The 23,036-nt window shown below is 72.3% G+C and carries 19 protein-coding genes and 1 pseudogene; 14 read left to right on the top strand and 6 right to left on the bottom strand.

What is annotated here, in order from left to right:
* The first annotated feature begins 76 nt into the window (after positions 1-76).
* From AC3CF1_RS08960 to wrbA, 4 genes are all read left to right on the top strand, one after another.
* The gene (locus AC3CF1_RS08960) at positions 77-451 is read left to right on the top strand and encodes a hypothetical protein (protein ID WP_088949116.1); all 375 of its coding nucleotides are present in this window, start codon (positions 77-79) and stop codon (positions 449-451) included.
* 119 nt (positions 452-570) lie between these two features.
* A complete protein-coding gene (locus tag AC3CF1_RS08955; RefSeq protein WP_141910337.1) occupies positions 571-1,329 on the top strand; it encodes a HipA family kinase in 759 nt (252 codons plus the stop codon).
* Positions 1,326-1,694 carry a DUF3037 domain-containing protein gene (locus AC3CF1_RS08950; RefSeq protein WP_088949115.1) on the top strand — a complete coding sequence of 123 codons (369 nt, stop codon included), beginning with the start codon at positions 1,326-1,328 and terminating at the stop codon, positions 1,692-1,694. The genes AC3CF1_RS08955 and AC3CF1_RS08950 overlap by 4 nt, the downstream gene beginning before the upstream one ends.
* Positions 1,695-1,996: 302 nt before the next feature.
* Positions 1,997-2,614 carry an NAD(P)H:quinone oxidoreductase gene (gene wrbA, locus AC3CF1_RS08945; RefSeq protein ID WP_088949114.1) on the top strand — a complete coding sequence of 206 codons (618 nt, stop codon included), beginning with the start codon at positions 1,997-1,999 and terminating at the stop codon, positions 2,612-2,614.
* 85 nt (positions 2,615-2,699) lie between these two features.
* Here the strand turns inward: wrbA and AC3CF1_RS08940 are convergent, their stop codons facing one another.
* The gene (locus AC3CF1_RS08940; RefSeq protein WP_354981032.1) at positions 2,700-4,622 is read right to left on the bottom strand and encodes an anthranilate synthase family protein; all 1,923 of its coding nucleotides are present in this window, start codon (positions 4,620-4,622) and stop codon (positions 2,700-2,702) included.
* 205 nt (positions 4,623-4,827) lie between these two features.
* Between AC3CF1_RS08940 and AC3CF1_RS08935 the strand changes: the two genes are divergently transcribed.
* The 3 genes from AC3CF1_RS08935 (at position 4,828) to AC3CF1_RS08925 (ending at position 9,296) form a co-directional block, all read left to right on the top strand.
* Positions 4,828-6,240, top strand: a complete 1,413-nt coding sequence (locus tag AC3CF1_RS08935) for an FGGY family carbohydrate kinase (protein WP_088949112.1) — start codon at positions 4,828-4,830, stop codon at positions 6,238-6,240.
* 99 nt (positions 6,241-6,339) lie between these two features.
* A complete protein-coding gene (locus AC3CF1_RS08930; RefSeq protein WP_488450081.1) occupies positions 6,340-8,877 on the top strand; it encodes a sensor histidine kinase in 2,538 nt (845 codons plus the stop codon).
* On the top strand, positions 8,874-9,296 hold the full coding sequence (locus tag AC3CF1_RS08925; RefSeq protein ID WP_088949111.1) for a roadblock/LC7 domain-containing protein: 423 nt from the start codon (positions 8,874-8,876) through the stop codon (positions 9,294-9,296). Before AC3CF1_RS08930 ends, AC3CF1_RS08925 begins: the two co-directional genes overlap by 4 nt.
* An 82-nt stretch (positions 9,297-9,378) precedes the next feature.
* Here the strand turns inward: AC3CF1_RS08925 and AC3CF1_RS08920 are convergent, their stop codons facing one another.
* Complete coding sequence (locus tag AC3CF1_RS08920) at positions 9,379-10,722, bottom strand: GH1 family beta-glucosidase (RefSeq protein ID WP_387381751.1); 1,344 nt, start codon at positions 10,720-10,722, stop codon at positions 9,379-9,381.
* A gap of 843 nt (positions 10,723-11,565) precedes the next feature.
* Here AC3CF1_RS08920 and AC3CF1_RS08915 point away from each other — a divergent pair.
* Positions 11,566-14,472: a glycoside hydrolase family 48 protein gene (locus AC3CF1_RS08915; RefSeq protein ID WP_488450080.1), complete on the top strand. Its 2,907-nt coding sequence runs from the start codon at positions 11,566-11,568 to the stop codon at positions 14,470-14,472.
* Positions 14,473-14,806: 334 nt separating this feature from the next.
* Here AC3CF1_RS08915 and AC3CF1_RS08910 read toward each other — a convergent pair whose 3' ends face one another.
* Complete coding sequence (locus AC3CF1_RS08910; RefSeq protein ID WP_488452054.1) at positions 14,807-15,430, bottom strand: DUF3159 domain-containing protein; 624 nt, start codon at positions 15,428-15,430, stop codon at positions 14,807-14,809.
* 185 nt (positions 15,431-15,615) lie between these two features.
* Here AC3CF1_RS08910 and AC3CF1_RS08905 point away from each other — a divergent pair, with 185 nt between their 5' ends.
* Both AC3CF1_RS08905 and AC3CF1_RS08900 read left to right on the top strand, forming a co-directional pair.
* Positions 15,616-16,503, top strand: a complete 888-nt coding sequence (locus tag AC3CF1_RS08905) for a phosphatase PAP2 family protein (RefSeq protein ID WP_488450079.1) — start codon at positions 15,616-15,618, stop codon at positions 16,501-16,503.
* 8 nt (positions 16,504-16,511) lie between these two features.
* Positions 16,512-17,180 (top strand): maleylpyruvate isomerase N-terminal domain-containing protein, encoded by a 669-nt coding sequence (locus AC3CF1_RS08900; RefSeq protein ID WP_488450078.1) that lies wholly within the window; start codon positions 16,512-16,514, stop codon positions 17,178-17,180.
* 5 nt (positions 17,181-17,185) lie between these two features.
* On the opposite strand, the gene AC3CF1_RS08895 is transcribed toward AC3CF1_RS08900, so the two are convergent.
* A complete protein-coding gene (locus AC3CF1_RS08895; RefSeq protein ID WP_210795647.1) occupies positions 17,186-18,049 on the bottom strand; it encodes a DUF1028 domain-containing protein in 864 nt (287 codons plus the stop codon).
* A gap of 51 nt (positions 18,050-18,100) precedes the next feature.
* Entirely contained in the window at positions 18,101-19,321 is a 1,221-nt protein-coding gene (locus AC3CF1_RS08890; RefSeq protein ID WP_488450077.1) for a low temperature requirement protein A, read from the bottom strand.
* A 154-nt stretch (positions 19,322-19,475) separates the two neighbouring features.
* Here AC3CF1_RS08890 and AC3CF1_RS08885 point away from each other — a divergent pair.
* Both AC3CF1_RS08885 and AC3CF1_RS08880 read left to right on the top strand, forming a co-directional pair.
* Positions 19,476-20,458, top strand: a pseudogene (locus AC3CF1_RS08885) (LLM class F420-dependent oxidoreductase).
* Positions 20,455-21,246, top strand: a complete 792-nt coding sequence (locus AC3CF1_RS08880; protein WP_099855557.1) for an SDR family oxidoreductase — start codon at positions 20,455-20,457, stop codon at positions 21,244-21,246. Before AC3CF1_RS08885 ends, AC3CF1_RS08880 begins: the two are co-directional and overlap by 4 nt.
* A gap of 54 nt (positions 21,247-21,300) precedes the next feature.
* Here the strand turns inward: AC3CF1_RS08880 and AC3CF1_RS08875 are convergent, their stop codons facing one another.
* On the bottom strand, positions 21,301-22,104 hold the full coding sequence (locus tag AC3CF1_RS08875; protein WP_488450076.1) for a class I SAM-dependent methyltransferase: 804 nt from the start codon (positions 22,102-22,104) through the stop codon (positions 21,301-21,303).
* A 137-nt stretch (positions 22,105-22,241) separates the two neighbouring features.
* Here AC3CF1_RS08875 and AC3CF1_RS08870 point away from each other — a divergent pair, with 137 nt between their 5' ends.
* Positions 22,242-22,391, top strand: coding sequence for a hypothetical protein (locus AC3CF1_RS08870; protein WP_354981026.1), 150 nt, complete (start codon positions 22,242-22,244; stop codon positions 22,389-22,391).
* 64 nt (positions 22,392-22,455) lie between these two features.
* Complete coding sequence (locus AC3CF1_RS08865; RefSeq protein WP_488450075.1) at positions 22,456-23,034, top strand: hypothetical protein; 579 nt, start codon at positions 22,456-22,458, stop codon at positions 23,032-23,034.
* The last annotated feature ends 2 nt before the right edge of the window (positions 23,035-23,036 follow it).

The raw sequence follows: 23,036 nt of genomic DNA, 5'->3' as shown, positions 1-23,036 counted from the left end.
GGCTGGCATAACGGCCCAGGCAGTGGGAAGGCGGTCATCCGGAAGTGCGCGCGCCGCGCGTACGGAAGGGAGTCCCATGACTGCCGCAAGTGAACCGGCCGGGTCGCGGACCCACCGGGCGTCCACCACCGCCGCCAAGACCAGCGCGGCCGCCACCTTCGCGCTGGTCTTCGGGGTGGCCGGCCTGCTCAGCGTGCTGACCGCCATCCTCGCCTGGATCGGGCTGGTGCTCGGCATCATCGGTATCATCCTCGGCATCGTCGGGCTGAAGATGGCCCGCCGGCCCGGGGTGACCGGCCGGGGCGTAGCCATCGGCGGCCTCGTGTTGAGCATCCTGGCCGTCCTGATCGGCCTGGGCCTCGCCGCGGGCATCACCACCTTCGTCAACAACGACAGCGCGGTGGACCGCCTCCAACAGCAGGTCGACGACCTACGCGACAAGCTCGACTGACCCACCCGCTTCGGCGGGCACGCACCGGTGAGCGTGATGACTGTGAGGCATTTTTATGACTCAGAGGTATCGCGCTCACCGGTGCGGGCCGGGCAGCCGGTCCCAGTAGGGTGGGCGTCGTGCTCCGCCAGGTCACCGCGATCCGCTACGTCACCCCGCTGCGCGAGGGTGGGTCGCTGCCTGGCGTCGTGGAGGCCGACGACCTGGGCACGTACGTGGCGAAGTTCCGAGGCGCCGGCCAGGGGCCCAAGGCGCTGATCGCCGAGGTGATCTGCGGTGAGCTGGCCCGCCGCCTGGAGCTGCGGGTGCCCCCGCTGGTGGTGCTCGACATCGACCCGGTCATCGGGCGGGCCGAGCCCGACCAGGAGGTGCAGGAGCTGCTGCGCAACAGCGGCGGCGCCAACCTGGGGATGGACTTCCTGCCCGGGGCGCTCGGCTTCGACCCGATGGCGCATCCCGTCGACGCGGCGCTGGCCTCCCGGGTGCTCTGGTTCGACGCGTACGTGGAGAACGTCGACCGGAGTTGGCGTAACCCGAACCTGCTGGTCTGGCACCGGGAGCTGTGGTTGATCGACCACGGGGCCTCGCTGTACTTCCACCACAACTGGCCCCGGGCCCAGGCGGCAGTGCACCGGGCCTACCGAGCTGAGGACCACGTGCTCGCCCCGTACGCGTCACTGCTGGCCGAGGCCGACGCCGAGCTGGCCCCCCGGGTCACCCCGGAGCTGCTCACCGAAGTGCTCGCCCTGGTGCCGGCGGACTGGCTGACCGCTGCCGATTTCGAGACGGCCGACGCCGCGCGGGCCGCGTACCTGGAGCACCTGTCCCGCCGGGTCGCCCGCACTGCCGACTGGCTGCCGCAGGGGAGCGCGGCATGAGGCATCCCTTCGAGTACGCGCTGATCCGGCTGGTGCCCCGCATCGAGCGCGGCGAGCAGATCAACGTCGGGGTGTTGCTCTACTGCCAGCAACGTGACTTCCTGGCGGCGCGCACGCACCTCGACGCCGACCGGGTCCGCGCACTGGCACCCGACGTGGACCTGCCGGCGGTGGCCGCGGTGCTCGACTCTCTGAACCGGACGTGCGCCGGCGACGGGCCGGCGACCCGGATGCGACTCGGCGAGCGGTTCCACTGGCTGGCGGCTCCGCGCAGCACGATGATCCAGACCGGGCCGGTGCACACCGGGCTCACCGCTGACCCGGCGGCCGAGCTGGACCGGCTGATGGCGGCCCTGGTCCACTGAGCGCGTCCGCCATCCGGTGTGAGCACGCTGGACGGCCCCTGATCGCGCTACGCCAGCGTCGTTGGTGGCGGAGCGCGATCCCCCGTTCAGGTGCCCGGTGCGGGGCGGCGGCTGGTTCCCGCCGGCACCGATGGCATCAGGATCGTCGTCGATGCGGGGCGCAGGGCGAAAACCACCGGGAAGTTGCGGAAAAATTGAGCCCTGTCGACCGGTGGGTGGGATCGTCCCGGGCGCCGCCGTTAGAGATCGCGCGCGACGGGTAGTCGCGAGAGCTGACCCGAGACGAGATAGGGGAACATCTGATGGCTGCCCAGACCAAGGTAGCGGTGATCTACTACAGCGCCACCGGCATCACGTACCAGATGGCTCAGGCGGCCTGCGAGGCCGCCGGGGAGGCCGGCGCCGAGGTGCGCCTGCGCAAGGTGCGTGAGTTGGCGCCGGACGAGGCGATCCGCTCCAACTCCGGCTGGCAGGCGCACCGTCTGGAGACCCAGGACGTGCCCGAGGCGATGGTCGACGACCTGTCCTGGGCCGACGTGGTGATCATGGGCGCGCCGACCCGGTACGGCATGGTCGCGGCCCAGCTCAAGCAGTTCATCGACACCACTGGCCCGCTGTGGGCGCAGGGCGCGCTGGCCAACAAGGTCTACTCCGCCTTCACCTCCACGGCGACCTCGCACGGCGGGCAGGAGACCACGCTGACCTCGCTCTTCAACGTCTTCTACCACTGGGGCGGTGTGGTGGTCACCCCCGGCTACACCGACACCAGCCAGTTCATCGCCGGCAACCCTTACGGCGCTTCGCACACGAGCAACAACGGGGAGATCGCCCCGGACGCTGTGGCACTCGGCGCCTGTGCGCTGACCGCGCGGCGTGCGGTGCTGCTGGGCACCGCGCTGAAGGCGGGCATGGCCGGCTGACGGCGGAAACGACCGGTGGCGCGGGCGGGGGCTCTCGGCCCGTCCGTGCCACCGGTCGTTCCAGCCCTACCCTCCGGCGGAGCGACTATGCGCGCCCGCCGGTGGTGGACAGCTCGTCGGCGCGCGGTGCCGGCAGCAGGTCGGTCAGCAACTCGGTCAGCACGGCGAGCCCGTCCGGGCTGAGCACCGACTCGGGGTGAAACTGCACCCCGGCGAAGCCGCGTCCCCGGAGGGCGTGCACGGCCCCGTCACCCGGATCCCGGGCCAACTCCACCGGCCCGTACGCCGTGTCCAGCCGGTCCGCCTCCGCGCGGGCGGTGAACGTCGAGTAGAACCCCACCCGCCGGGTTGTGCCGAACAGCGGCACCTCCCGCTGCAACCCCTGGTAGGGCGCGTCCCTGCGGTGCAGCGGCAGCCCCAACTGACCGGCCAGCACCTGGTGGCCGAGGCAGACGGCGAGGGTGGGTCGGCCGGTCGCCAGCAGCCCGCCCAGCAGCTCCCGCAGCGCCACCATCTTCGGCTCGTCGGCGCTGCCCGGGTCACCCGGCCCGGGACCGGCCACCACCAGGTCGTACCCGTCGACCGAGCCGCTCGCGTGCCACGGTCGGGTGGTCACCGCGAGACCCAACGCGCCCAGCTGGTGGGCCAGCATGCCGGTGAAGGTGTCCTCGGCGTCCACGATCAACGCCTGACGGCCCACCAACCCGGGCAGCCCGGGTGCGTCCGGTGCCCGCTGGTCCAACCAGAACCGCGCCAGCGGTGCGTTGCGCATGGCCAGCGCGTCGCGTACCGCGGGGTCGTCGGCCAGCCGCGCGACCGGCTCGCTCCCACGGTCGGGCGCCGCTGGCCCGAGGCCGAGGGCGGCCAGCACACCGGCGGCCTTGGCGTGCGTCTCGGCCACCTCGCCGGCCGCCGTCGAGTGCCGGACCAGGGTGGCACCCACCGGGACCCGCAGCCGGCCGGTGGGGGAGATCTCCGCGGTGCGGATCAGGATCGGGGCGTCGAGCGTCTGTCGGCCGGCCTCGTCGTGGCCGAGCAGGGCCAGCACGCCGGAGTAGTAGCCGCGGCCCCGGCGCTCGTGTCGGGCGATCACCCGGCAGGCGTTCTCCATCGGGCTGCCCGTCACGGTGGGGGCGAACATCGTCTCGCGCAGCACCTCCCGCACGTCCCGGGTGCCCCGCCCGGCGAGCAGGTACTCGGTGTGCGCCAGGTGCGACATCTCCTTCAGGTACGGGCCGATCACCTGGCCGCCGTGCTCGGCGACGGTGGCCATCATCTTCAGCTCCTCGTCGAGCACCATGTACAGCTCCTCGACCTCCTTCGGGTCGTCGAGGAACCGCAGCAGCGCCTCCCGGTCCGGGGTGTCACCCGCGCGGCGGAAGGTGCCGCTGATCGGGTTCATCATGACCAGGCCGTCGTCGACGCTGACGTGTCGTTCCGGGCTCGCGCCGACCATCGTCCGGGTGCCGGTGTGCACCACGAACGTCCAGTACGCGCCGCGCTCGGCGACCAGCAACCGGCGCAGCGCGGCCAGCGCCGCCATCAGCGGTGGGCCCTGAACGGTGGCGTGCATGGTGCGGTGGATGACGAAGTTGGCGCCCTCGCCGCGGCCGATCTCCTCGGCGAGCACCCGGTGCACGGTCCGTGCGTACTCCTCGTCGGTGATGTCGAAGGCCGCGTCGATCGTGCGGACCTGCTCGTCGGGCAGGATGGCCAGGGCGTCGGCCAGGGCGATCCGTCGATGGTCGCGGACCTGCAGGCATTCCAGCGGGGCGCCGTCGTCGACGCAGGCGAAGCCGCGTTCCGAGATCTGCCGGAACGGCACCAGGGCCAGCGTCTGCGCACCGGGTGCGCCCGGCGTCAGCGGGATGTCCGCGAGCCGTTCGACAGTGTCGACCGGGCCGGTGAAGAGCTCCAGCTCGTCCGCGCCCTCACGGCGTAGCAGGGCGAAGGGACCAGGGTCGACACCGCTGGCGATGGCGGCGATCAGGTCGGTCAGGTGGGTCATCGGGGTCTCCGTCGGGCTGGGCGCCGCCGTTGAGGCGGCCATCCGGCCGGGAGATCCGGCGGCCGCCTGGAGGGCGGCCGCGTGGATGAAGCTACGCGCGGAGGGTGGCCGCCGGATCGGCGTGCCACCAACTGGTCAGATGCGCGAGCATGTGATCCACCCTACGCGCCCGTTGCCCTGTTCGCACCGGGTAACTTGACCGGCGATGAACATTCTCGCGCTCGATCTGGGTACCTCCTCCGTCCGGGGGTTGGTGCTGGACGGGGACACCCAGCCGCTGCCCGGTGCCCTGGCCCGGCGCAAGGTCGACCTCGCCATCGGCGACGACGGCACCGGCACGCTGTCCGGTCCCGACTATCTCGCCTCCCTGGTCGAGTGCCTGGACGAGTTGGCCGACGCGGGGCACCTGCACGACGTCGGTCTGGTGGCGGTCTCCGCGCAGTGGCACTCGGTGCTCCCGCTGGACCGCGCCGGTGCCCCGATGGGCCCGGTGGTCACCTGGCTGGACACCCGGCCCGCGCCGGTCGGCGGCACGGCGGGGCCGGCCGACCCGGACGGCTTCCACCAACGCACCGGCTGCTGGTGGCACCGCTCGTACTGGTCGATGCGGTTGCCCTGGTTGCGGGAGCAGTCCGGCAGCCCGATCGCCCGGTTCGTCGGTCTGCCCGAGTACGTGCTGGGTGAACTGCTCGACTCGGCGCCCATGTCGATCTCCCAGGCCTCCGGGACCGGCCTGCTGGACCTGCGCACCCTGCGCTGGGACGAGGAGGCGCTGACGCTGGCCGGGGCGCGACCGCAGGACCTGCCGCCCCTCGGGGAGCTGAACTGGCACGGCCGGCTGCGGGCCGACCTGGCCGGCCGTTGGCCGCAGCTGGCGCAGGCCCGGTGGTCACCGCCGGTCGGCGACGGCGGCGCGTCGAACGTCGGTTCGGGCTGCGTCGACCCGAGCCGGGCCGCCGTCACAGTGGGCACCTCCGCGGCCGTACGGCTGATGCAGCGGATCCCGGCCGGCGAGCCGATGCCCCGGCTCCCCGAACGGCTGTGGCGTTACCGGGTCGACCACGACCACGTGGTGACCGGCGCGGCGTACGCCTGCGGAGGCAACCTGTTCGCCTGGGCGGACCGGGAGCTGCGGTTGCCCCGGGGCGCGGAGCTGGACGCGGCGTTGGCGCTGGTGCCGACGGGCGGTGGCCGACCGGCCGACCCCCGCTTCGGTGGCGACCGGGCGCCCGGCCTGGCGCCGGCGGGCAGCGGCGAGTTGCGCGGCCTCAGCTTCAGCACCACCTCGGTGGACATCCTGGCCGGGCTGATGCAGGGGCTGTGTGACCTGGTCACAGAGGATCTCGCAGTGCTGGAGTCCACCATCGACAAACCGGTCGGTGTGGTGCTGGGCGGGGGTGCCGTGGCAGCGTCGGTGTGGTGGCGGCAGGCCTTCGCCGCCGCGCTCGCACCGCGGCCGGTGTCGCACCAACGCAACCCGGAGATCGGCGCCACCGGCGCGGCACTGGTGGCACTTGGCCGGTTCGGTGACGCGATCGGCCTCGCCGACATCGGCCGGACGGACGAGCTGGTCCTGCCGACCACGGCAGGACGGTCCCACCCGCAGTATCCTTCCTGAACCTCCGCGTTGCCCGGGCCGTTGACAGCGCCCCCGAGCCTGGTTGGATGGACGGCGCTCCCCGGACCGCGGTGGACGCGGTAGGACGGAGGAGGCAGGGTGGCGGTAGGTCCCGAGCCGGCGAACGGCGCGGTGTCGAACCATCGCCGGCGACGCTTCGACGTCCGAGTGGTGCCGCACCGGCGGCGCTCGCCGTTCCGCCTGCGGGACTGGCGGATGAGCACCAAGCTCGCCACCGTGCTGGTGGTGCCCTCGATGGCGTTCCTGCTGCTCGCCGGTGTGCAGACCAGCGCGCTGGTGGGGCGGACGACGGTGTTGAACGACTTCTCCAGCCAGGTCGGCATCGGCCGGCAGATCACCGCCGCCGTGCACCAGCTCCAGCAGGAGCGCGACCGCTCGGCGGGTGAGTTGGGCGAGCTGCGCAGGGGCGGCGAGCGGGAGACCACGGCGACCGACCTGAAGCCGTTGCAGACCGCCACCGACCGGGCTGTCGCGGACCTGCGCCGGGCCGCCGAGCCGCTGGCCGACGCCGACGCGTCCTGGCGGGTGGCCTTCTCCGAGGCGCTCGAGGCGTACGACCAGGTGGTCGACATCCGTCCGGCCATCCCACCGGCGGTGCTCAGCAGCGAGACCATCCTGAGCAACTACCACCGGGCCATCGGCGCGCTGATCGACCTGCTCGCCGAGCCGACCCCTGGTCAGGACCAGCCGGCGTTGAACGACGCGGTGCTGCGCTACGTCCAACTGGCCCGGGTCAAGGAGCTCTCCTCCCGGGTGCGGGCCCAGCTCTACGCCGCCGCCCGCGCCGGCGGGTACGGCACCGAGGACCGGGTGCTCCTCACCGATCTGCGCGCCCAGCAGCTGACCGCGCTCGGCGCGTTCCGGGTGGCCGCGACGTCCGACCAGATCCGCCGGTACGACGAGACGTCGGTGGCCCCGATGTTCGTGGTCGCCACCCGGCTGGAGGAGCGCAGCCTGCCAGCCGGCGACAAGGCGCCGGAGGTGCTGCCGTCGGAGCAGTGGTGGGGGGCCAGCCAGCAGCGGCAGGAGCTGCTGCGCCAGTTTGAGGCGGGTGTGCTCGACGACGCCGTGCGGCAGGCCGACGACGCCAGCGACGGGCAGTTGCGGGCCACCCTGCTGGTCGTCGGCGGGATCGTCGCGGTCCTGCTGGTCGCTTTGCTGATCTCGTTGCTGGTCGGTCGTTCGGTCGCCCGGTCGATGCGGTTGCTGCGGAGCCAGGCGCTCCAGATCGCCCAGGTCGAGCTGCCGGAGGCGCTGGACCGTCTGAAGACCGTCCGAGGCGGGGTGCCGGACATCGATGTCGCGCCGGCGGTGGTCCGCTCGCTCGACGAGATCGGCGAGCTGGCCGAGGCGTTCGTGGCGGTGCACCGCAGTGCCGTCACTGTCGCCGTCGAGCAGGCGCTCATGCGACGCAACGTCAACGCGATGTTCGTCAACCTGGCCCGCCGGAGCCAGGTCCTGGTGGAGCGCCAACTGGAGCTGCTGGACGACCTGGAACGCGAGGAGAGCGACCCGGACCAGCTGGAGAACCTGTTCAAGCTCGATCACCTGGCCGCTCGTATGCGTCGTAACGACGAGAGCCTGCTGGTGCTCGCAGGCACGGACTCCACCCGTCGGTGGAACCGGCCGGTCGGTCTCGGTGCGGTGCTGCTGGCCGCCGCGGCGGAGATCGAGCAGTACCAGCGGGTTCGGATCGAGGCGGTGGCCGACGTGCACATGGTCGGGCACGCCGTCGGCGAGCTGGTGCACCTGCTGGCCGAGCTGCTGGAGAATGCCACCGCCTTCTCGCGCCCGGACACCAGCGTGGTGGTGACCGCCCGGGTCGACTCCGGGGGTGCGCTGATCGAGATCGCCGACCGTGGCCTGGGCATGAGCCCGACGGCGTTGGCCGAGGCGAACGCCGTGCTGGCCACCCCGCCGGCCGCGGACGTCGCGGCGGTGGAGCGGATGGGTCTCTTCGTCGTCAGCCACCTGGCGTCCCGGCTGGGCGTACGGGTGCGGTTGGACGACCACCAGGGCGGCCTGGTCGCCCGGCTCGCGTTGCCCGCGGTGTTGCTGGCCCCGGCAGGCTCGGTGGAGCTGGATCCGCCGGCGCCGGCCCGGATGCTGGCGACGAGCGCCGCCCGGGGAGTGGCCCGGCAGCCCGGGGCTGTGCGGGAGGCCGTCGCCTCCGGGCCGCGCGTCGAGGCACGGGACCTCCCGGTGGCAGGTCGGCCACCGGGTGTCGCCGTGCCGCGCCAGGGCCGTCCGGTGCCGGTGCGCGCCGAGGACGTGTTGACCCCGGCCGGCGCTCGCGACAACGGCGGGGGCTGGTGGTCGCGGCAGGATCCGTCCGCGCCGGTCGTGCCCGCGCAGCCGGTGCCACCGGCGATCCCGGTCACCGCCGGCACGAATGAGCGAGGGCTGCCGATGCGGGTGCCGATGGCACAGTTGAGCGCGGTCACCCGCTCGGCACAACCGACGTCGGCACCGACCCGCACCGACCCGGACCCGGAGGCGGTCGGCGGCATGCTCTCCCGGCTCTACAGCGGAGTGCGGCGCGCCGAGGCCGAGGACACCACCGAGATACCCGTGCCACCGTCCGGGGGGCACGACGAAGGGGGACGACGACAGTGACGACGTTGAGCCAGGAGGCGCGTGACCTGAGCTGGCTGGTGAGCGCGTTCGCGGAGCGGGTGCCGGGCGTGGCGCACGCGGTGGTGGTCTCCTCCGACGGGCTGCTCGTGGCGCTCTCCGACCACCTGCCCCGCGACAACGCGGACAAGCTGGCCGCGGTGACCTCCGGGCTGATGAGCATCACCGCGGGCGCGGCCCAGATGTTCGACGGCGACATCGTCAAGCAGACGGTGGTCGAGATGGGCCGCGGCTACTTCCTGGTGATGCAGGTACGCGACGGTTCGATCCTGGCCACGCTGGCCGCCGGTGACGCGGACATCGGTGTGGTGGGTTACGAGATGGCCCGGCTGGCCAAGCAGGCGGGGGAGATGCTCACCCCGGCGCTGCGGGCGGAGTTGCAGCAGGCGCTGCCCCGCTGACCGACCCCGGCGCTGGGTCCCGGACGGTCACCGGCTCACCGGAGCCGAGCCGTCCGGGCCCGGCTGTCCGGGAGGCGGCCGCTCAGAAGCCGCCGTCAGCGATCACGGAGCGGTACCAGGTGGCGCTGCTCTTGAGCACCCGCCGCTGGGTCGGGTAGTCCACGTAGACCAGTCCCCACCGCTGGTCGTACCCCTCGTTCCACTCGAAGTTGTCCAGCAGTGACCAGACGTGGAAGCTCTCCAGCGGCACGCCGGCGGCGATGGCCCGGTGTGCGGCGGCGAGGTGGTCCCGGAGGAAGTTGATCCGACCGGCGTCGTGGACGGTGCCGTCCACGGCCAGCGTGTCCGGTGTGGGCAGCCCGTTCTCCGTGACGGTGAGCGGGATCGGGCCGTAGTCGCGGGTGACCCGGGTCAGGATGTCGTACATGCCGTCGGGGTAGATCTGCTGCCACTCGGCTTCGGAGGTCGCCCAGCGGTGCTCGGTGCCGCCGTCGGCGGTGACGTAGATGGGCGTGTAGTACTGCACTGCCAGCAGGTCGATCGGTGCGGAGATGATCGCCAGGTCGCCGTCGCGGATGCCTTTGACCATCCGGCTCTGCGGGCCCAGGTCGGCCAGCACGTCCTCCGGGTAGCTGCCCTTGAACAGGGAGTCGAGGTAGAGGCGGTTCTCGTAGCCGTCGTAGAGGCGGGAGGCCGCTGCGGCCTGCGGCGAGTCGTCAGCGGGGTAGCAGGGGTGCAGGTTGAGCGCGGGGCCGATCCGGCTGGCGCTGCCGGTGGCGCGCAGCGCGCTGACCGCGAGCCCGTGCGCGAGCTGCAGGTGGTGGGCGACCAGGTAGGCCGCGTCCGGGTCCTGCCGGCCGGGGGCGTGGTGGCCGACGAGGTAGCCGTTCTGCACGACGGTCTTGGGCTCGTTGATGGTGAGCCAGGCCGGCACCCGGTCGCCGAGGGCCTCGAAGACCGCGTCGGCGTAGTCGGCGAAGCGGAGGGCGGTCTCGCGCGACTCCCACCCGTCGGCGTCCTGCAGGGCCTGCGGGAGGTCCCAGTGGAACAGGGTGGCCATCGGGGTGATGCCGCGCTCGTGGAGGCCGTCGACGAGGCGGCGGTAGAAGTCGAGCCCGCGCTGGTTGGGTGCGCCGGTGCCGTCGGGCTGGATCCGTGGCCAGGAGATGGAGAAGCGGTAGCTGCGCAGCCCGAGGTCGCGCATGAGGTCGAGGTCCTCGGCGTACCGGTGGTAGTGGTCGGCGGCCACGTCGCCGGTGTCGCCGTTACGGGTGCGCCCTGGGACGCGGCTGAAGGTGTCCCAGACCGACTCGCCGCGCCCATCCTCCTTGGCAGCGCCCTCGATCTGGTACGCGGAGGTGGCCGCGCCCCAGCCGAAGTTGTCCGGGAAGCGCAGCGGGCCGGCGGGCCCAGTAGGTATCGACATGGATTCTCCTCATGGATACGGGGCCACCGCCGAAGGTTCGGGAGCGCTCCCATGATAGGGCAGGCGCGGCCGGCCGGTCATCCGGCCGTCGAGGCGGCCGGTGCTGGCGTGGTGGAGGCGGGTCTGGCCCCGAGCAGCGAACGAGGCCGTCCGGGCGGCGCAACGCGCCTGTCCCGTCGGCCTCTTTTCCTATCGTGTACGGGGGTTTAGTGTGGGGACGGGGGAGGGCAACCCCCGTCCCCACCGTAACTGCACACACACGGGCGAGATTTGGGTCCTGCCGTGCGTGTCGCGCGGGAGCCGGGCCACGCGAGTGGCTCTGGTTCCACCTCCCTCCATGTGGCGGGACGATGGCTGACGACGGCGTCCGGGCTGGCCCGTCGTCGGCCCTCGGTTCTGGTTCACCGGGCCCGTCAGAGACGGCTCCGGTGATCTTCTACTTGGAACCTTGTCGATGGAAGCGCTCCCATCGACCGATGTTGCGACTGTAACGCCCGTCACGCCTTTGTGAAAGACCCAAAACGAGATCGAAACAAGGAGCTGATCCGCCGCCGCGTGCGCTTGTTGTGGGAGCGCTTCCATGGCACACTGTCGATTCGACGCGACAGGAGCCACATCGCGTGAGTGCGGGTCCACCGAGGGCAGCCGGCAGCACCACCTCCGGTCACGGTCACCCGAGCGCAGCCGGCGGGGCCCCCTCCCGTGCGGGCCGCACCGCCCTACCCCGGCCGGGCCGGGGAAGACCACCTTCCCGGCGCCTCGAATCCCCCGCGGACCACCACCCTCGCGGGCAGGCGCCTCGCCGGGGACCATCCCGGCCTGGTCCGAGGAGACACCGCGCACATGAGACAACTGGCAATACGCCGGCGCGTGGCGCTCGCCGCCGCCGCGCTGCTCGCCATCGGCGGGGTGACCCTGCCTGCCGGCGCCGCACAGGCCGCACCCGCCTGCGACGTGGTCTACGCGACCAACGACTGGAACACCGGCTTCACCGCGAACGTCACCATCAAGAACCTGGGTGACCCGGTGAGCAACTGGACGCTCAAGTGGACCTTCCCGACCAGCGGTCAGCGGGTCACCCAGGGCTGGTCGGCCAAGTTCAGCCAGACCGGCAGCGAGGTCACCGCGACCAACGAGTCGTACAACGGCAACCTCGCCACCGGGGCCTCCACCACCATCGGCTTCAACGGCTCCCACTCGGGCAGCAACCCGAAGCCCACCTCGTTCACCCTGAACGGGACCCCCTGCAACGGCACCCCGGCCAACCAGCCGCCGACGGTCTCGCTCGGCCTGCCGACCGGGCCGTTCACCGCTCCGGCCGACGTGCCGCTGACCGCCACCGCCAGCGACCCGGACGGGACGATCAGCAAGGTCGAGTTCTACCGCAACGGCCTGCTGATCAACACCGACACCTCCGCCCCGTACGCGTACACCCAGGAGGACCTGCCGGCCGGCAGCTACACCGTCCAGGCCAAGGCCTACGACAACGCCAACGGCATCGGGGTCGACGAGAAGGCGTTCACCGTCGGTGCCGCCACCGGCCCGACGCTGGTCGCCACGCCGTCCGCGGTGAGCGTCGCCGAGGGTGGCACCGCCACCTTCAACCTGAAGCTCAGCGCCGCGCCGACGGCCAACGTGCCGGTCACCCTCACCCGCACCGGCGACACCGATGTCACGGTCTCGCCGGCCACCGCCACGCTGACCCCGAGCAACTGGAGCACCGGAGTCACCGTCACGGTCGCCGCGGCGGAGGACGCCGACACCGCCGGCGGTGCCGCCACCATCACCGCCTCCGCCACCGGGCTCGCCTCGCTGGCGGTCACCGCCACCGAGATCGACAACGACACCCCCGGCGGCGACAACACCTACATCGCGAAGTTCCTCGACCAGTACGGCAAGATCAAGAACTCGGGTTACTTCAGCCCCGAGGGCGTGCCGTACCACTCGGTGGAGACGCTGATCGTCGAGGCGCCCGACCACGGGCACGAGACCACCTCGGAGGCGTTCAGCTTCTGGCTCTGGCTGGAGGCCTACTACGGCAAGGTCACCCAGAACTGGGCACCGTTCAACAATGCCTGGACGGTAATGGAAAAGTACATCATCCCCACGCACGCCGACCAGCCGACCGCCGGCTCCGCCGGTACGCCGCAGTACGCCGCGGAGTACAACCTGCCCAGTCAGTACCCGTCGGCGCTGAACCCGAACGTCCCGGTCGGACAGGACCCGCTGCGCTCGGAGTTGCAGTCCACCTACGGCACCGGCGACATCTACGGCATGCACTGGCTGATGGACGTCGACAACACCTACGGCTTCGGCCGCTGCGGTGACGGCACCACCAAGCCGGCCTACATCAACACCTTCCAGCGCGGCACCCAGGAGTCGGTGTGGGAAACCGTCCCGCAGCCCTCCTGCGACACCTTCAAGCACGGCGGTCAGTACGGCTACCTCGACCTGTTCGTCAAGGACACCGGCGCCCCCGCCAAGCAGTGGAAGTACACCAACGCCCCGGACGCCGACGCCCGCGCCGTGCAGGCCGCGTACTGGGCGCTGACCTGGGCCAAGGAGCAGAACAAGCAGGCCGACGTTGCGGCCACCATCGCGAAGGCCGCCAAGATGGGTGACTACCTGCGGTACGCGATGTTCGACAAGTACTTCAAGAAAATCGGCAACTGCGTCGGGGCCAGCACCTGCCCCGCCGGCAGCGGCAAGGACTCGGCGCACTACCTGCTGTCCTGGTACTACGCCTGGGGCGGCGCGTACGACGCCAGCCAGAACTGGTCCTGGCGGATCGGCTCCAGCCACAACCACTTCGGCTACCAGAACCCGTTCGCGGCCTGGGCGCTGACCAACACCCCGGAGCTCAAGCCGCAGTCCGCGACCGCGGTCGCCGACTGGACCAAGAGCTTCGAACGGCAGCTGGAGTTCTACACCTGGTTGCAGTCCGCCGAGGGCGGCATCGCCGGTGGCGCCACCAACAGCTGGGACGGCAGCTACGCCCAGCCGCCGGCCGGCACCAGCACCTTCTACGGCATGTTCTACGACGTCGACCCGGTCTACAACGACCCGCCGTCGAACCAGTGGTTCGGTATGCAGGCCTGGTCGATGCAGCGCATCGCCGAGCTGTACCAGCAGACCGGCAACGCGAAGGCCAAGGCGCTGCTGGACAAGTGGGTGCCCTGGGCGATCGCCAACACCACCCTCGGCACCAACTGGTCGATCCCGTCGGACATGGCGTGGACCGGTCAGCCGACCACCTGGAACCCGTCCAACCCGCAGCCCAACACCGGCCTGCACGTCGAGGTCATCAGCAAGGGTCAGGACGTCGGTGTCACCGCCGCCTACGCCCGGATCCTGATCGCGTACGCGGCCAAGTCCGGCAACGTGGCGGCGAAGGACACCGCCAAGGGGCTGCTCGACGCACTGTCGGCCGCCAGCGACGCCAAGGGTGTCTCCACCACCGAGAAGCGTGGCGACTACCGGCGCTTCGACGACGTCTACAACGCGTCCACCGGGCAGGGCCTCTACGTCCCGCCGGGCTGGACCGGGAAGATGCCGAACGGCGACACCATCGCCGCCGGCAAGAGCTTCCTCGACATCCGGTCCTTCTACAAGAACGACCCGGACTGGCCCAAGGTGCAGGCGTACCTGGACGGTGGCCCGGAGCCGAGCTTCAACTACCACCGGTTCTGGGCACAGGCTGACGTCGCCATGGCGTACGCCGACTACGGCAGCCTGTTCCCGAACGGCTGAGGCGACCCGGGGTGGGTGGCGTGGACCGCCCACCCCGGGATCCGCCCGGGTCCGGGGAACGCCGGACCCGGGCCGGCGGACGGCCTGACACCCACGGTCAGGCCGGGGTGGGCCAGCCATCTGGCCGACGCAGCGGATCGGCTGGCCCACCCCACCGCCCGGACTGGAGCCAGCCGCGAAAAAGCCCAGAAATTCGGGCCGTCACGGGATCACGCCGAAGCACACGACGGAGTAACGTACGTCACCGGAGAGGCCGCTCCCCCCGTGGCGGCCTCTCCACTTTTTTGCCCCGCCACCGCCCACTCCGGACCGTCGCCAACCGATCCCCTTCGGGTCAGCGGGGCGGTGCGACCGGGTCCACGGTGACCGGATGACGCAGACCCGGGTGCCTGGCCGGCAACGACCGCTGCAGCACCACCCAGCTCAACGCCAGCGCCGCGGCGACCAGCGGCCAGGTCAGGGCCACCCGGGCCACCACCAGCGCGAGCACCTGCCCGCCCAGGTAGAGCGGCACGAACACCGCGACCCGCAACACGTAGGTCGCCGTCCACACCCAACTGGCCCGGCCGTACCCGCGCAGCAGCGCCGGGTCCCGCCGCCACCGGGCGCGCTGGCCCAGCACCGCCCCGACCAGCACACCGAGCAGCGGCCAGCGCACCACGATGCTGACCGCCCACGCCAACGCGCTGGCGGCGTTGGAGAGCACCTGGAGAAGGAAGAAGTTCTCGGCCCGGCCGGTGCGCACCGCGATCAACGCCGCGACACAGACCGCCAGCAACCCGATCAGCACCGAGCGCGGGCGGTCACCGCGACGCAGCCGTACGCCGGCCACCACCGCGCCCACGGCGAGCGCCGCGCCGACCCCACCCCACAGCGACTCGCCACCCAGCAGCCAGCCCACCGCGAACGCCAGCGGCGGGAGCGTGGCGTCGATGGCGCCGCGTCGCCCGCCCAGCAGATCCGTCAGCGACTCCGGCCGGGCCGGCCCCGGGTCGGCACCCGTCCGCTGGTCCGGGCCGGGTACGGCCCGCCCGCTGTCGCCCTCCGGTGCACCGCCCACCGCCGCCTCCTCGTCTCAGGCACAACCTAACCGGCGGCGGCCGGCGGGCCCCCGGTCGGTCGGCCACGACCGGCCGCTACGGTGTGCGGATGCGCGCGACGGCACGGGGTTGGACCGCGGTCTGGTTGGTCGTACTGGCCCTCGTCCAGGCGGCCGCCTTCCTCGCCGTCTGGCGGGTGGCCTTGCATACCGAGATCGGTCAGTGGGTGGACACTGTCGCGCTGACCGGCAACCGGATCGGGCAGGACACCATCGACGGACCCGTCAACCGGATCCTCAACGCGATGTCGGTGGTCTCCCTGGTGGCCGCCACCGCGATGATCGGGTTCATCGCGCTGATCCGGGGGCGGATCGCCCTCGCCATCACCGCGACCCTGCTGATCGCCGGGGCGAACGTCTCGACCCAACTGCTGAAGCACGGGCTGAGCCGGCCCGACTTCGGCCTCGACCCGGAGCGCGCCGCGGTGGGCAACAGCCTGCCCAGCGGGCACACCACGGTGGCCGCCTCGGTAGCGATCGCGCTGATGCTCGTCCTGCCCCGCAAGGTGCGAGCGGTCGGCACCATCATCGGTGCCGGCTACGCCGCCATCGCCGGGGTCGCCACCCTCTCCGCCGGTTGGCACCGGCCCAGCGACGCCGTCGCCGCGTACCTCGTGGTGGGTGTCTGGGCGGCGCTGGCCGGGCTGGTCCTGCTGGTCTTCCAGCGGGAGCAGGCCGAGGTCGCGCCCGGCGACGCGCACCGGGTCGCCGCGCTGGTGCTCGGGGTGGGCGGTGTGCTCGCCCTGGTCGCCTGTGGGCTGGCCCTGGCCTGGCTGATCGAGCTGCGGGACACCGGACCGGACGAGCTGACCCGGCGCCCACTGTTCATCGGGTACGCGGGCAGCGCGGCCGGGATCGCCGGCACGATGGCGGTGGTGATGGCGCTGGCGCTCACCGTCGTGCACCGGCTGGTGCCTCGGGTCAAGGGCTGAGCCGGCCGGTGGACCCGGTTCGCGCGGCGTTCTCCGCCGAGTGCGCGCGGCTCACCGAGATCCTGGCCGAGCTGGTCGACGCCGACCTCGACCGTCCCACCGACTGCCCGCCGTGGACCGTCCGGGAACTGATCGCGCACGTACACACCGGTGTCGGCCGGCTGACCGGCATGCTCGCCGCACCGGGCCCGCCGCGCGCCGAGGTGGACGCCGCCGGCTACTTCGGTGGGGCGAAGTTCACCCCGCAGGTGGACGCCGACCGGATCGACGGCGGGCGACGCGACGCCGCACGGGTGGACCGCGCGGGGCTGGCGAGCGCGTTCGACCGAGCCTGGCGGGCCACCGACGCGGCGGTCGCCGCCGCACCGCCCGACCGGGTGGTGCGAACCCGCCACGACGACGCGATGCGTCTCACCGAGTTCCTACGGAGCCGGGTCGTCGAGGTGGGCGTGCACGGTCTGGACCTGGCCGCGGCGCTGGGCCGGCCACCGTGGCTCACCCCGCCGGCAGCCGCGGTGATCGCCGACCTGCTCACCGGCGGACGCCCGGTGCCGGCCGAACTGGGTTGGGACCGGTTGACCCTGATCCGTAAGACCACCGGTCGGGTGGCGCTGACCGCACCGGAACGGGCCGCGGTCGACGCGGCGGGCTTCCGCTGGCTCGCCTTCGGTCGCTGACCCGGTCAGCTCGCGGAGCGGGGCGCGGGGACGTGCGGGGCGACGCCGCGCAGGTGCGTCAGGACGACCGGGTCGATCCGCCCCGGCACCAGCCGCTCCTCCAGGTTCTCCAGCCCCGCCCAGGAGATCAACGCCGCCTCCGTCCCGTCGTCGGTCACCGGGTGGCCCAGCGCCGTGAGCAACGCCGCCACCTCCTCGGCCACCGCGCCGCTGAGGTCGAGCAGGGTGGCCGGGTCCGGACGGCTGAACAGCATGGTGTGCACGGCGAGCAGTCGACCCAACTCGGCGACCGGATCAGGGTGGTCGTCCACGCGAAGGTCGACCACCACGTCGCTGGTGCCGCCGTACCCGCCGCCTCGCTCGACCACCAGCAGACCGGCGCTCTGCCTGCCCCGCCGGTCGCCGCCGGCCTGGTCGCCGGCCCGCAACGCGGCCACCAACCGCTCGGCGAACGGCAGCGTCGACCCGGCCAGCCAGGCGTCGCCGAGCGCGTCGACGACCTCCGGGCCGGTGAGCACGTTGCCCTGCGCGGCCCAGCCGTCGCCGGTGCGCCCGCCAGCCCACGGATGGCAGGCCGGCCCGGTCCAACTCGCGCCCGCACCGCTGGCCCCCACGACGCCGAGCTGGCGGTGCTCCCGCTCCGGGTCGGCGGCGACCAGCCCGGCCACCACGTCGGCGGCGGCCACACCGGTACGCAGAAGGGTGAGGCCCTGCGGGCGGTACGCCAGGTTGACGTGCGCCTGGGTGGCCAGTGCGCCCACCTCGGCGGCGGCGGCCGGCACCAGCGCCCCGGCGGCGAGGAACTTGCTGGCGACGGCGACGCCGTGCAGGCGGCCGTCGGCGGAACGGGCGACGAGCGAGAAGGTCACCCGCCGAGACTATCCGGCCTCGGCGGCTTGACATCCCCGTGTGTCGATGGGTCAGAACGGTGGTGCGGCGGCCTCCAGCGGGGCGCCTCGTGCCCGGCGGGCGTCGATCACCGCAACCGTCGTCAACACCACCACCCCGACCGCCGTGGCGATCACACCGGGCAGGTGCAGCAGAGGCACCGACGCCGCCACCAGCACGGTGAGGGCGATCCACCGGGACGGGGAGACCCGCCCGAACACCTCGTACTCCAGGCGGGCCCGGCCGGCCAGGAACAGCGCCGGCCCACCGAGCACCATGGCCAGCCACGCTCCCGGGATCCGCTCCAACGGATGCTCGATGATCAGCTCGTAGCCGATCGCGGTGGCGGCCAGACCGATCACCATCAGCAGGTGGGTGTCGGCCGCCGAGCGGCCGATGTTGGCGGGGTGCCGGGACTTCACCACCGCCTCGCCCAGGATCCGCCCCGCCCGCTGGACGTAGATCCGCCACAGCAGGATCGAGGTCGCCAGCGCCAGTGCGAACGCCCACACGTGTCCCGCCTCGTACGACCCCGCGCTGTACGCGAAACCCGCCACCAGGATGGTCTCGCCCAACGCGACGAGGAAGAACTGCTGGTACCGCTCGGCCAGGTGCTCCCCGGCGATCTCCCACTTGGAGACCGTCGAGCGGCCCAGCCCCGGCACCGGCCAGCCACAGCGGGCGGCCACGTACTCGACGACGAGCGCCGCCGACCAGAGCACCACCTGCGCGTTGGTGGTCAACATCGCACCACCGATCCAGAACACCCCGCTGAACGCGAACACGACCGCCATGCGCACCTTCAAGCGGCGGTACGGGTGCGCTCCCAGCGCGATCGACAGGATCAACGGCCGGGTCACCTGCGCGATCACGTACGCCACCGCGAACATCAGCGCCGTCTCGCTGAACGCCCGGGGAATCGCCACCCCCATCACCATGCTGCACACCAACGCGGTGATCACCACGGTCTGCAGGGGCACCTTGTACGGGTCGTAGCGGCTGGTCGTCCACGCGGTGCCCTGCCAGACCGCCCAGAGCGCGAGAAGCAACAGCAATGTCTTGCCGCCGCCGGTGACCGCGCCCCAGCCGTGCTCCCGACCCGGGTCCTGGGTCAGGTCCTCGAACGCGCGTGCCGAGATCCGGGTGAGTGCGAAGACGTACACCAAATCGAAGAAGAGTTCCAGGAAGGTGGCCCGGCCGGGATTGGTCGCCGCAGGGACCGGCTCCAGGCGTCCCGCTGCCCTGGAACCCATGGTCAGCGGCCTGCGCCGTTGGTTCGGTCCACCTCGAAGTCGTAGCACCATCGGCGGTGGGCACGGCCGGAAACCGGTGATTCTGCCCAGTACGGGGATCTTGCTCGCGTGCCCCGTCAACGGGCACGATCGACCGGTGACGAATCGATGGGGCATGACGGTGCCGCTGGGCGGCATCCCGCTGGCCGACCACGCTGCGGTCTACGCGACGCTCGACCGGGCCGGGTTCACCGACGTCTGGTCGTCCGAGGTCGCCGGGGCCGACGCGTTCACCCCGCTTGCCCTCGCCGCCGCCTGGCAACCTCGGCTGCGGCTCGGCACCGCCATCACGCCGGTCTTCACCCGGGGCCCCGGGCTGCTGGCGATGAGCGCGGCGGCGTTGGCCGAGGCCGCGCCGGGTCGGTTCTCGCTCGGCATCGGCGCGTCCTCGCCGGTGCTCGTACGGGACTGGAACGCGGTGCGGTTCGACGAGCCGTTCCGGCGCACCCGCGACGTCCTGCGTTTCCTGCGCGCCGCGCTGCGCGGCGAGACCGTCGACGAGGTCTACGAGACGTTCACCGTGCGCCGGTTCACGCTGGAACGACCGCCTGCCGTGCCGCCGCCGATCCTGCTCGCCGCGCTGCGCCCGGGGATGCTGCGGCTGGCCGGCGCGGAGGCCGACGGGGTCATCCTCAACTGGCTCAGCGCCGACGACGTGCCGCGTGCCCTCGCCGAGCTGGGCGAGCGGCGCCCGGCTTCGAGGTCGCCGCCCGGATCTTCGTCTGCCCCACCGAGGACGCCACGTACGCCCGCGCGCTGGGCCGCCGGCTGATCACCAGCTATCTCACCGTTCCCGCGTACGCCGAGTTCCACCGCTGGCTCGGCCGCGACGAGGCGCTCGCGCCGATGTGGGAGGCCTGGGCCGCCGGTGACCGGCGTGGCGCCAGCGCGGCGGTGCCGGACGACGTGGTCGACGCCCTGGTGCTGCACGGCTCGCCGGAGCGCTGCCGCGCCCAGGTGCGCCGCTACGCCGACGCGGGCGTGGACGTACCGATCTTCGCGCTGCTGCCCACCCCCGAGGTGACCGCCGGCGGCGCGAGCGCGCTGACCACCCTCATTGCCCAGCTGGGCACCGACCCCGTAGGAGCGTCCGCGTGAACCTCACCGACCGGATCGTGGTGGTCACCGGCGGCGCCGGCGGCATCGGGGCCGCGCTGTCGCGCCGCTTCGCCGCGGAGGGGGCCGCCGCCGTGGTGGTCGCCGACCTGGACGCCGACGCGGCGGACGCGGTGGCCGAGGCCATCGGCCCGATCGCGCATCCGATCGCCCTCGACGTCACCGACGAGGAGCAGGTACGCGAGCTGGTCGCCGACACCGAGGAGCGCTACGGCCGGATCGACCTGTTCTGCGCCAACGCGGGGGTGACCACCGGCGGGGGAGTGGAGGTCGACGACGCAGGCTGGGACCGGGCGTGGCGGGTCAACGTGCTCGCCCACGTCTACTCGGCCCGTGCGGTGCTGCCCGGGATGCTCGCCCGGGGCGGTGGGCATCTGATGCACACCTGCTCGGCGGCGGGCGTGCTGACGGCGGTGGGCGACGCCGCGTACACCGCGACGAAGCACGCCTCGGTGGGGTTCGCGGAGTGGCTGGCCATCACCTACCGGGACCGCGGCATCCGGGTCAGCGCGCTCTGCCCGCAGGGCGTGGACACCCCGATGCTCGCCGGAGGGATCGTCGAGGGCCACCTCGGCGCCCGGGTGATCGCCGCGTCCGGTGCGGTGCTCACCCCGGACCAGGTCGCCGACGCGGCCATCGCCGGGTTGGCCGAGGAACGTTTCCTGATCCTGCCGCACCCGGAGGTCGCCGACTATGCCCGCCGCCGCGCCGAGGACCCGGACGGTTGGCAGGCCGGCATGCGCAAACTCATCCGCCGCCTGACGGCCTGAAGGCTTGAGGGCTTGGCCGCCTGAGGGCTTGGCCGCCTGACGGCTTGGCCGCCGTCAGCGCGGTGGGACGCGTCCGGCGGCCAGGAGGTGCGCGCTCGATCCGAGCAGCGTCGGCTCGGTGCTGTAGAGCCGGGCCAGATCCAACGCCGCGGCGAAGACCGCGTCCTGTGCCGGCCCACCGGCCGCCGCCTCCGCCGCCGGCCACGCCGGGCCTTCCACCCCGTGTACGACGACATCGGTCAGCCCCGCCGCCGCGCACTCGTCGGTGATCTCCTCGACCCGGTGGAAGTAGGCATGGGTGAAGCCGATCCGTGGATCGTTGGTGCCGTCGGTCAGCAGGGTCCTGGCCTCGTCGAGCAGCCGCTCGTTCAGGCGTCCGGTGGCGGCGAAGTCCAGCGGGCCGGCGAAACGGGAGATGACAGCGGCCACGACGTGACCACCGGGACGCGTGACCCGGACGGCCTCCCGCAGCGCCCGTAGCCGGTCGGCGCGGCGCACCAGGTGGTAGAGGGGCCCCAGGAGCAGCGCCACGTCGTACCCGCCGTCGGCGTCGGGGAGCGCACGCGCGTCCGCGACCCGCGCCTCGACGGGAGGCTGCCCACTGCGCGCCTGCTCCACGTGGCTCGGCACCAGGTCGACGAGGCGGACCTCGTAGCCGTCGACGGCGAGGGCCCTCGCGTACTCGCCGGTGCCCCCACCGATGTCGAGGACACGGGCACCCGGGCCGGGCAGGAGATCCCGCAGGAGCTGCGTCGTGCGGATCCACTCCAGTCGTGCCTGGGGACGGGCGGACAGCCGCTGGTCCTCGCGGTAGCGCAGGGTGTAGTAGTCGACGATCTCGCTCGTGTGCTGGTCCACCCCCTGATGCTCATCGTTGCGCGGACGAACCGCCAGCGGGTTTCGGCTCCAGCGCCATGGTTCATCCCCCGGCTGCGGGAGCGCATTCACCTCCGCCGGGGAAGAGGAGTGCGTCCATCGCCGCAGATCATCGGTTCATGAACGTCAGTGGCGGGTCGTCAGGTTCCGGTGTTCGCGGGGACCGGTACGGCCACGAGCACGGAGTGCCGACCGCCGGGGCGGCCGACCCGGCCAGACGGTGGGCGGCGGCCTGCGTCGTCGGTGCGATGGCCCGCCGTTCGGCGTGAGTCGCCGGCCGGACCAACCATGGCCACGCCTCGACGACCTCGACCTTCGACGAACGGAGCGCTCATGAAACACGGTGACCCTGGCCCTGAATGGGCTGCCGCCCCCTCACCCTGGGCGGTCCTTGCCGCCTACGCCGTCCCGCTCTGCGTCCTGCCGTCGGCGATCTGGCGACTGTCCCTCGTGTTCACCGACGATTCGGCCACCACCTGGTACATGGTCTTCCTGTCCGTCCTGTCGATGGGGTTGGCCCTGTCGACACTCGGGCTGGTGTACCGCTGGGGGCAACGGGTGCCGCACTGGGTGCCGCTGCTCGGCGGGCGTTCGATCCCGGCCCGCCCTGTCGTGCTCGTCGCGCTGATCGGCGGCTCGCTGCTCGTTGCCATCTGCCTGTATCTGTTGCTGAACAGCATGTTCCATGTCGTGGACCGCGGCTGGGTGGGAATAGGGCGCGACGAACCGGCACATCCGGCTCCGGGCTGGGAGGTGCTGCGGTACTACGCCCCGCTGGTCGCCTGGGGTCCCCTCGTCATGGCCGTGGCCGCCGACTACGGCCGCCGCGCCCTGCGCCGATCCCCCAACCCGCCACCGACGATCAAGAGGTTCGCGTCAGGAACGGGCCCTGAAATGACGCAAACCTCTTGATC

The sequence above is a fragment of the Micromonospora sp. MGP-C2 genome, from assembly GCF_057766525.1.
Note: the sequence above shows the minus strand (reverse complement) of the source record. Positions and strands in the feature narration are given on the sequence as shown.

Coding starts and splice junctions, on each gene's coding strand:
- AC3CF1_RS08960 (WP_088949116.1), top strand. CDS start 77: ATGACTGCCGCAAGTGAACCGGCCGGGTCGCGGACCCACCGGGCGTCC.
- AC3CF1_RS08950 (WP_088949115.1), top strand. CDS start 1,326: ATGAGGCATCCCTTCGAGTACGCGCTGATCCGGCTGGTGCCCCGCATC.
- wrbA (WP_088949114.1), top strand. CDS start 1,997: ATGGCTGCCCAGACCAAGGTAGCGGTGATCTACTACAGCGCCACCGGC.
- AC3CF1_RS08940 (WP_354981032.1), bottom strand. CDS start 4,622: ATGACCCACCTGACCGACCTGATCGCCGCCATCGCCAGCGGTGTCGAC.
- AC3CF1_RS08935 (WP_088949112.1), top strand. CDS start 4,828: ATGAACATTCTCGCGCTCGATCTGGGTACCTCCTCCGTCCGGGGGTTG.
- AC3CF1_RS08920 (WP_387381751.1), bottom strand. CDS start 10,722: ATGTCGATACCTACTGGGCCCGCCGGCCCGCTGCGCTTCCCGGACAAC.
- AC3CF1_RS08915 (WP_488450080.1), top strand. CDS start 11,566: ATGAGACAACTGGCAATACGCCGGCGCGTGGCGCTCGCCGCCGCCGCG.
- AC3CF1_RS08890 (WP_488450077.1), bottom strand. CDS start 19,321: ATGGGTTCCAGGGCAGCGGGACGCCTGGAGCCGGTCCCTGCGGCGACC.
- AC3CF1_RS08870 (WP_354981026.1), top strand. CDS start 22,242: ATGAACGTCAGTGGCGGGTCGTCAGGTTCCGGTGTTCGCGGGGACCGG.
- AC3CF1_RS08865 (WP_488450075.1), top strand. CDS start 22,456: ATGAAACACGGTGACCCTGGCCCTGAATGGGCTGCCGCCCCCTCACCC.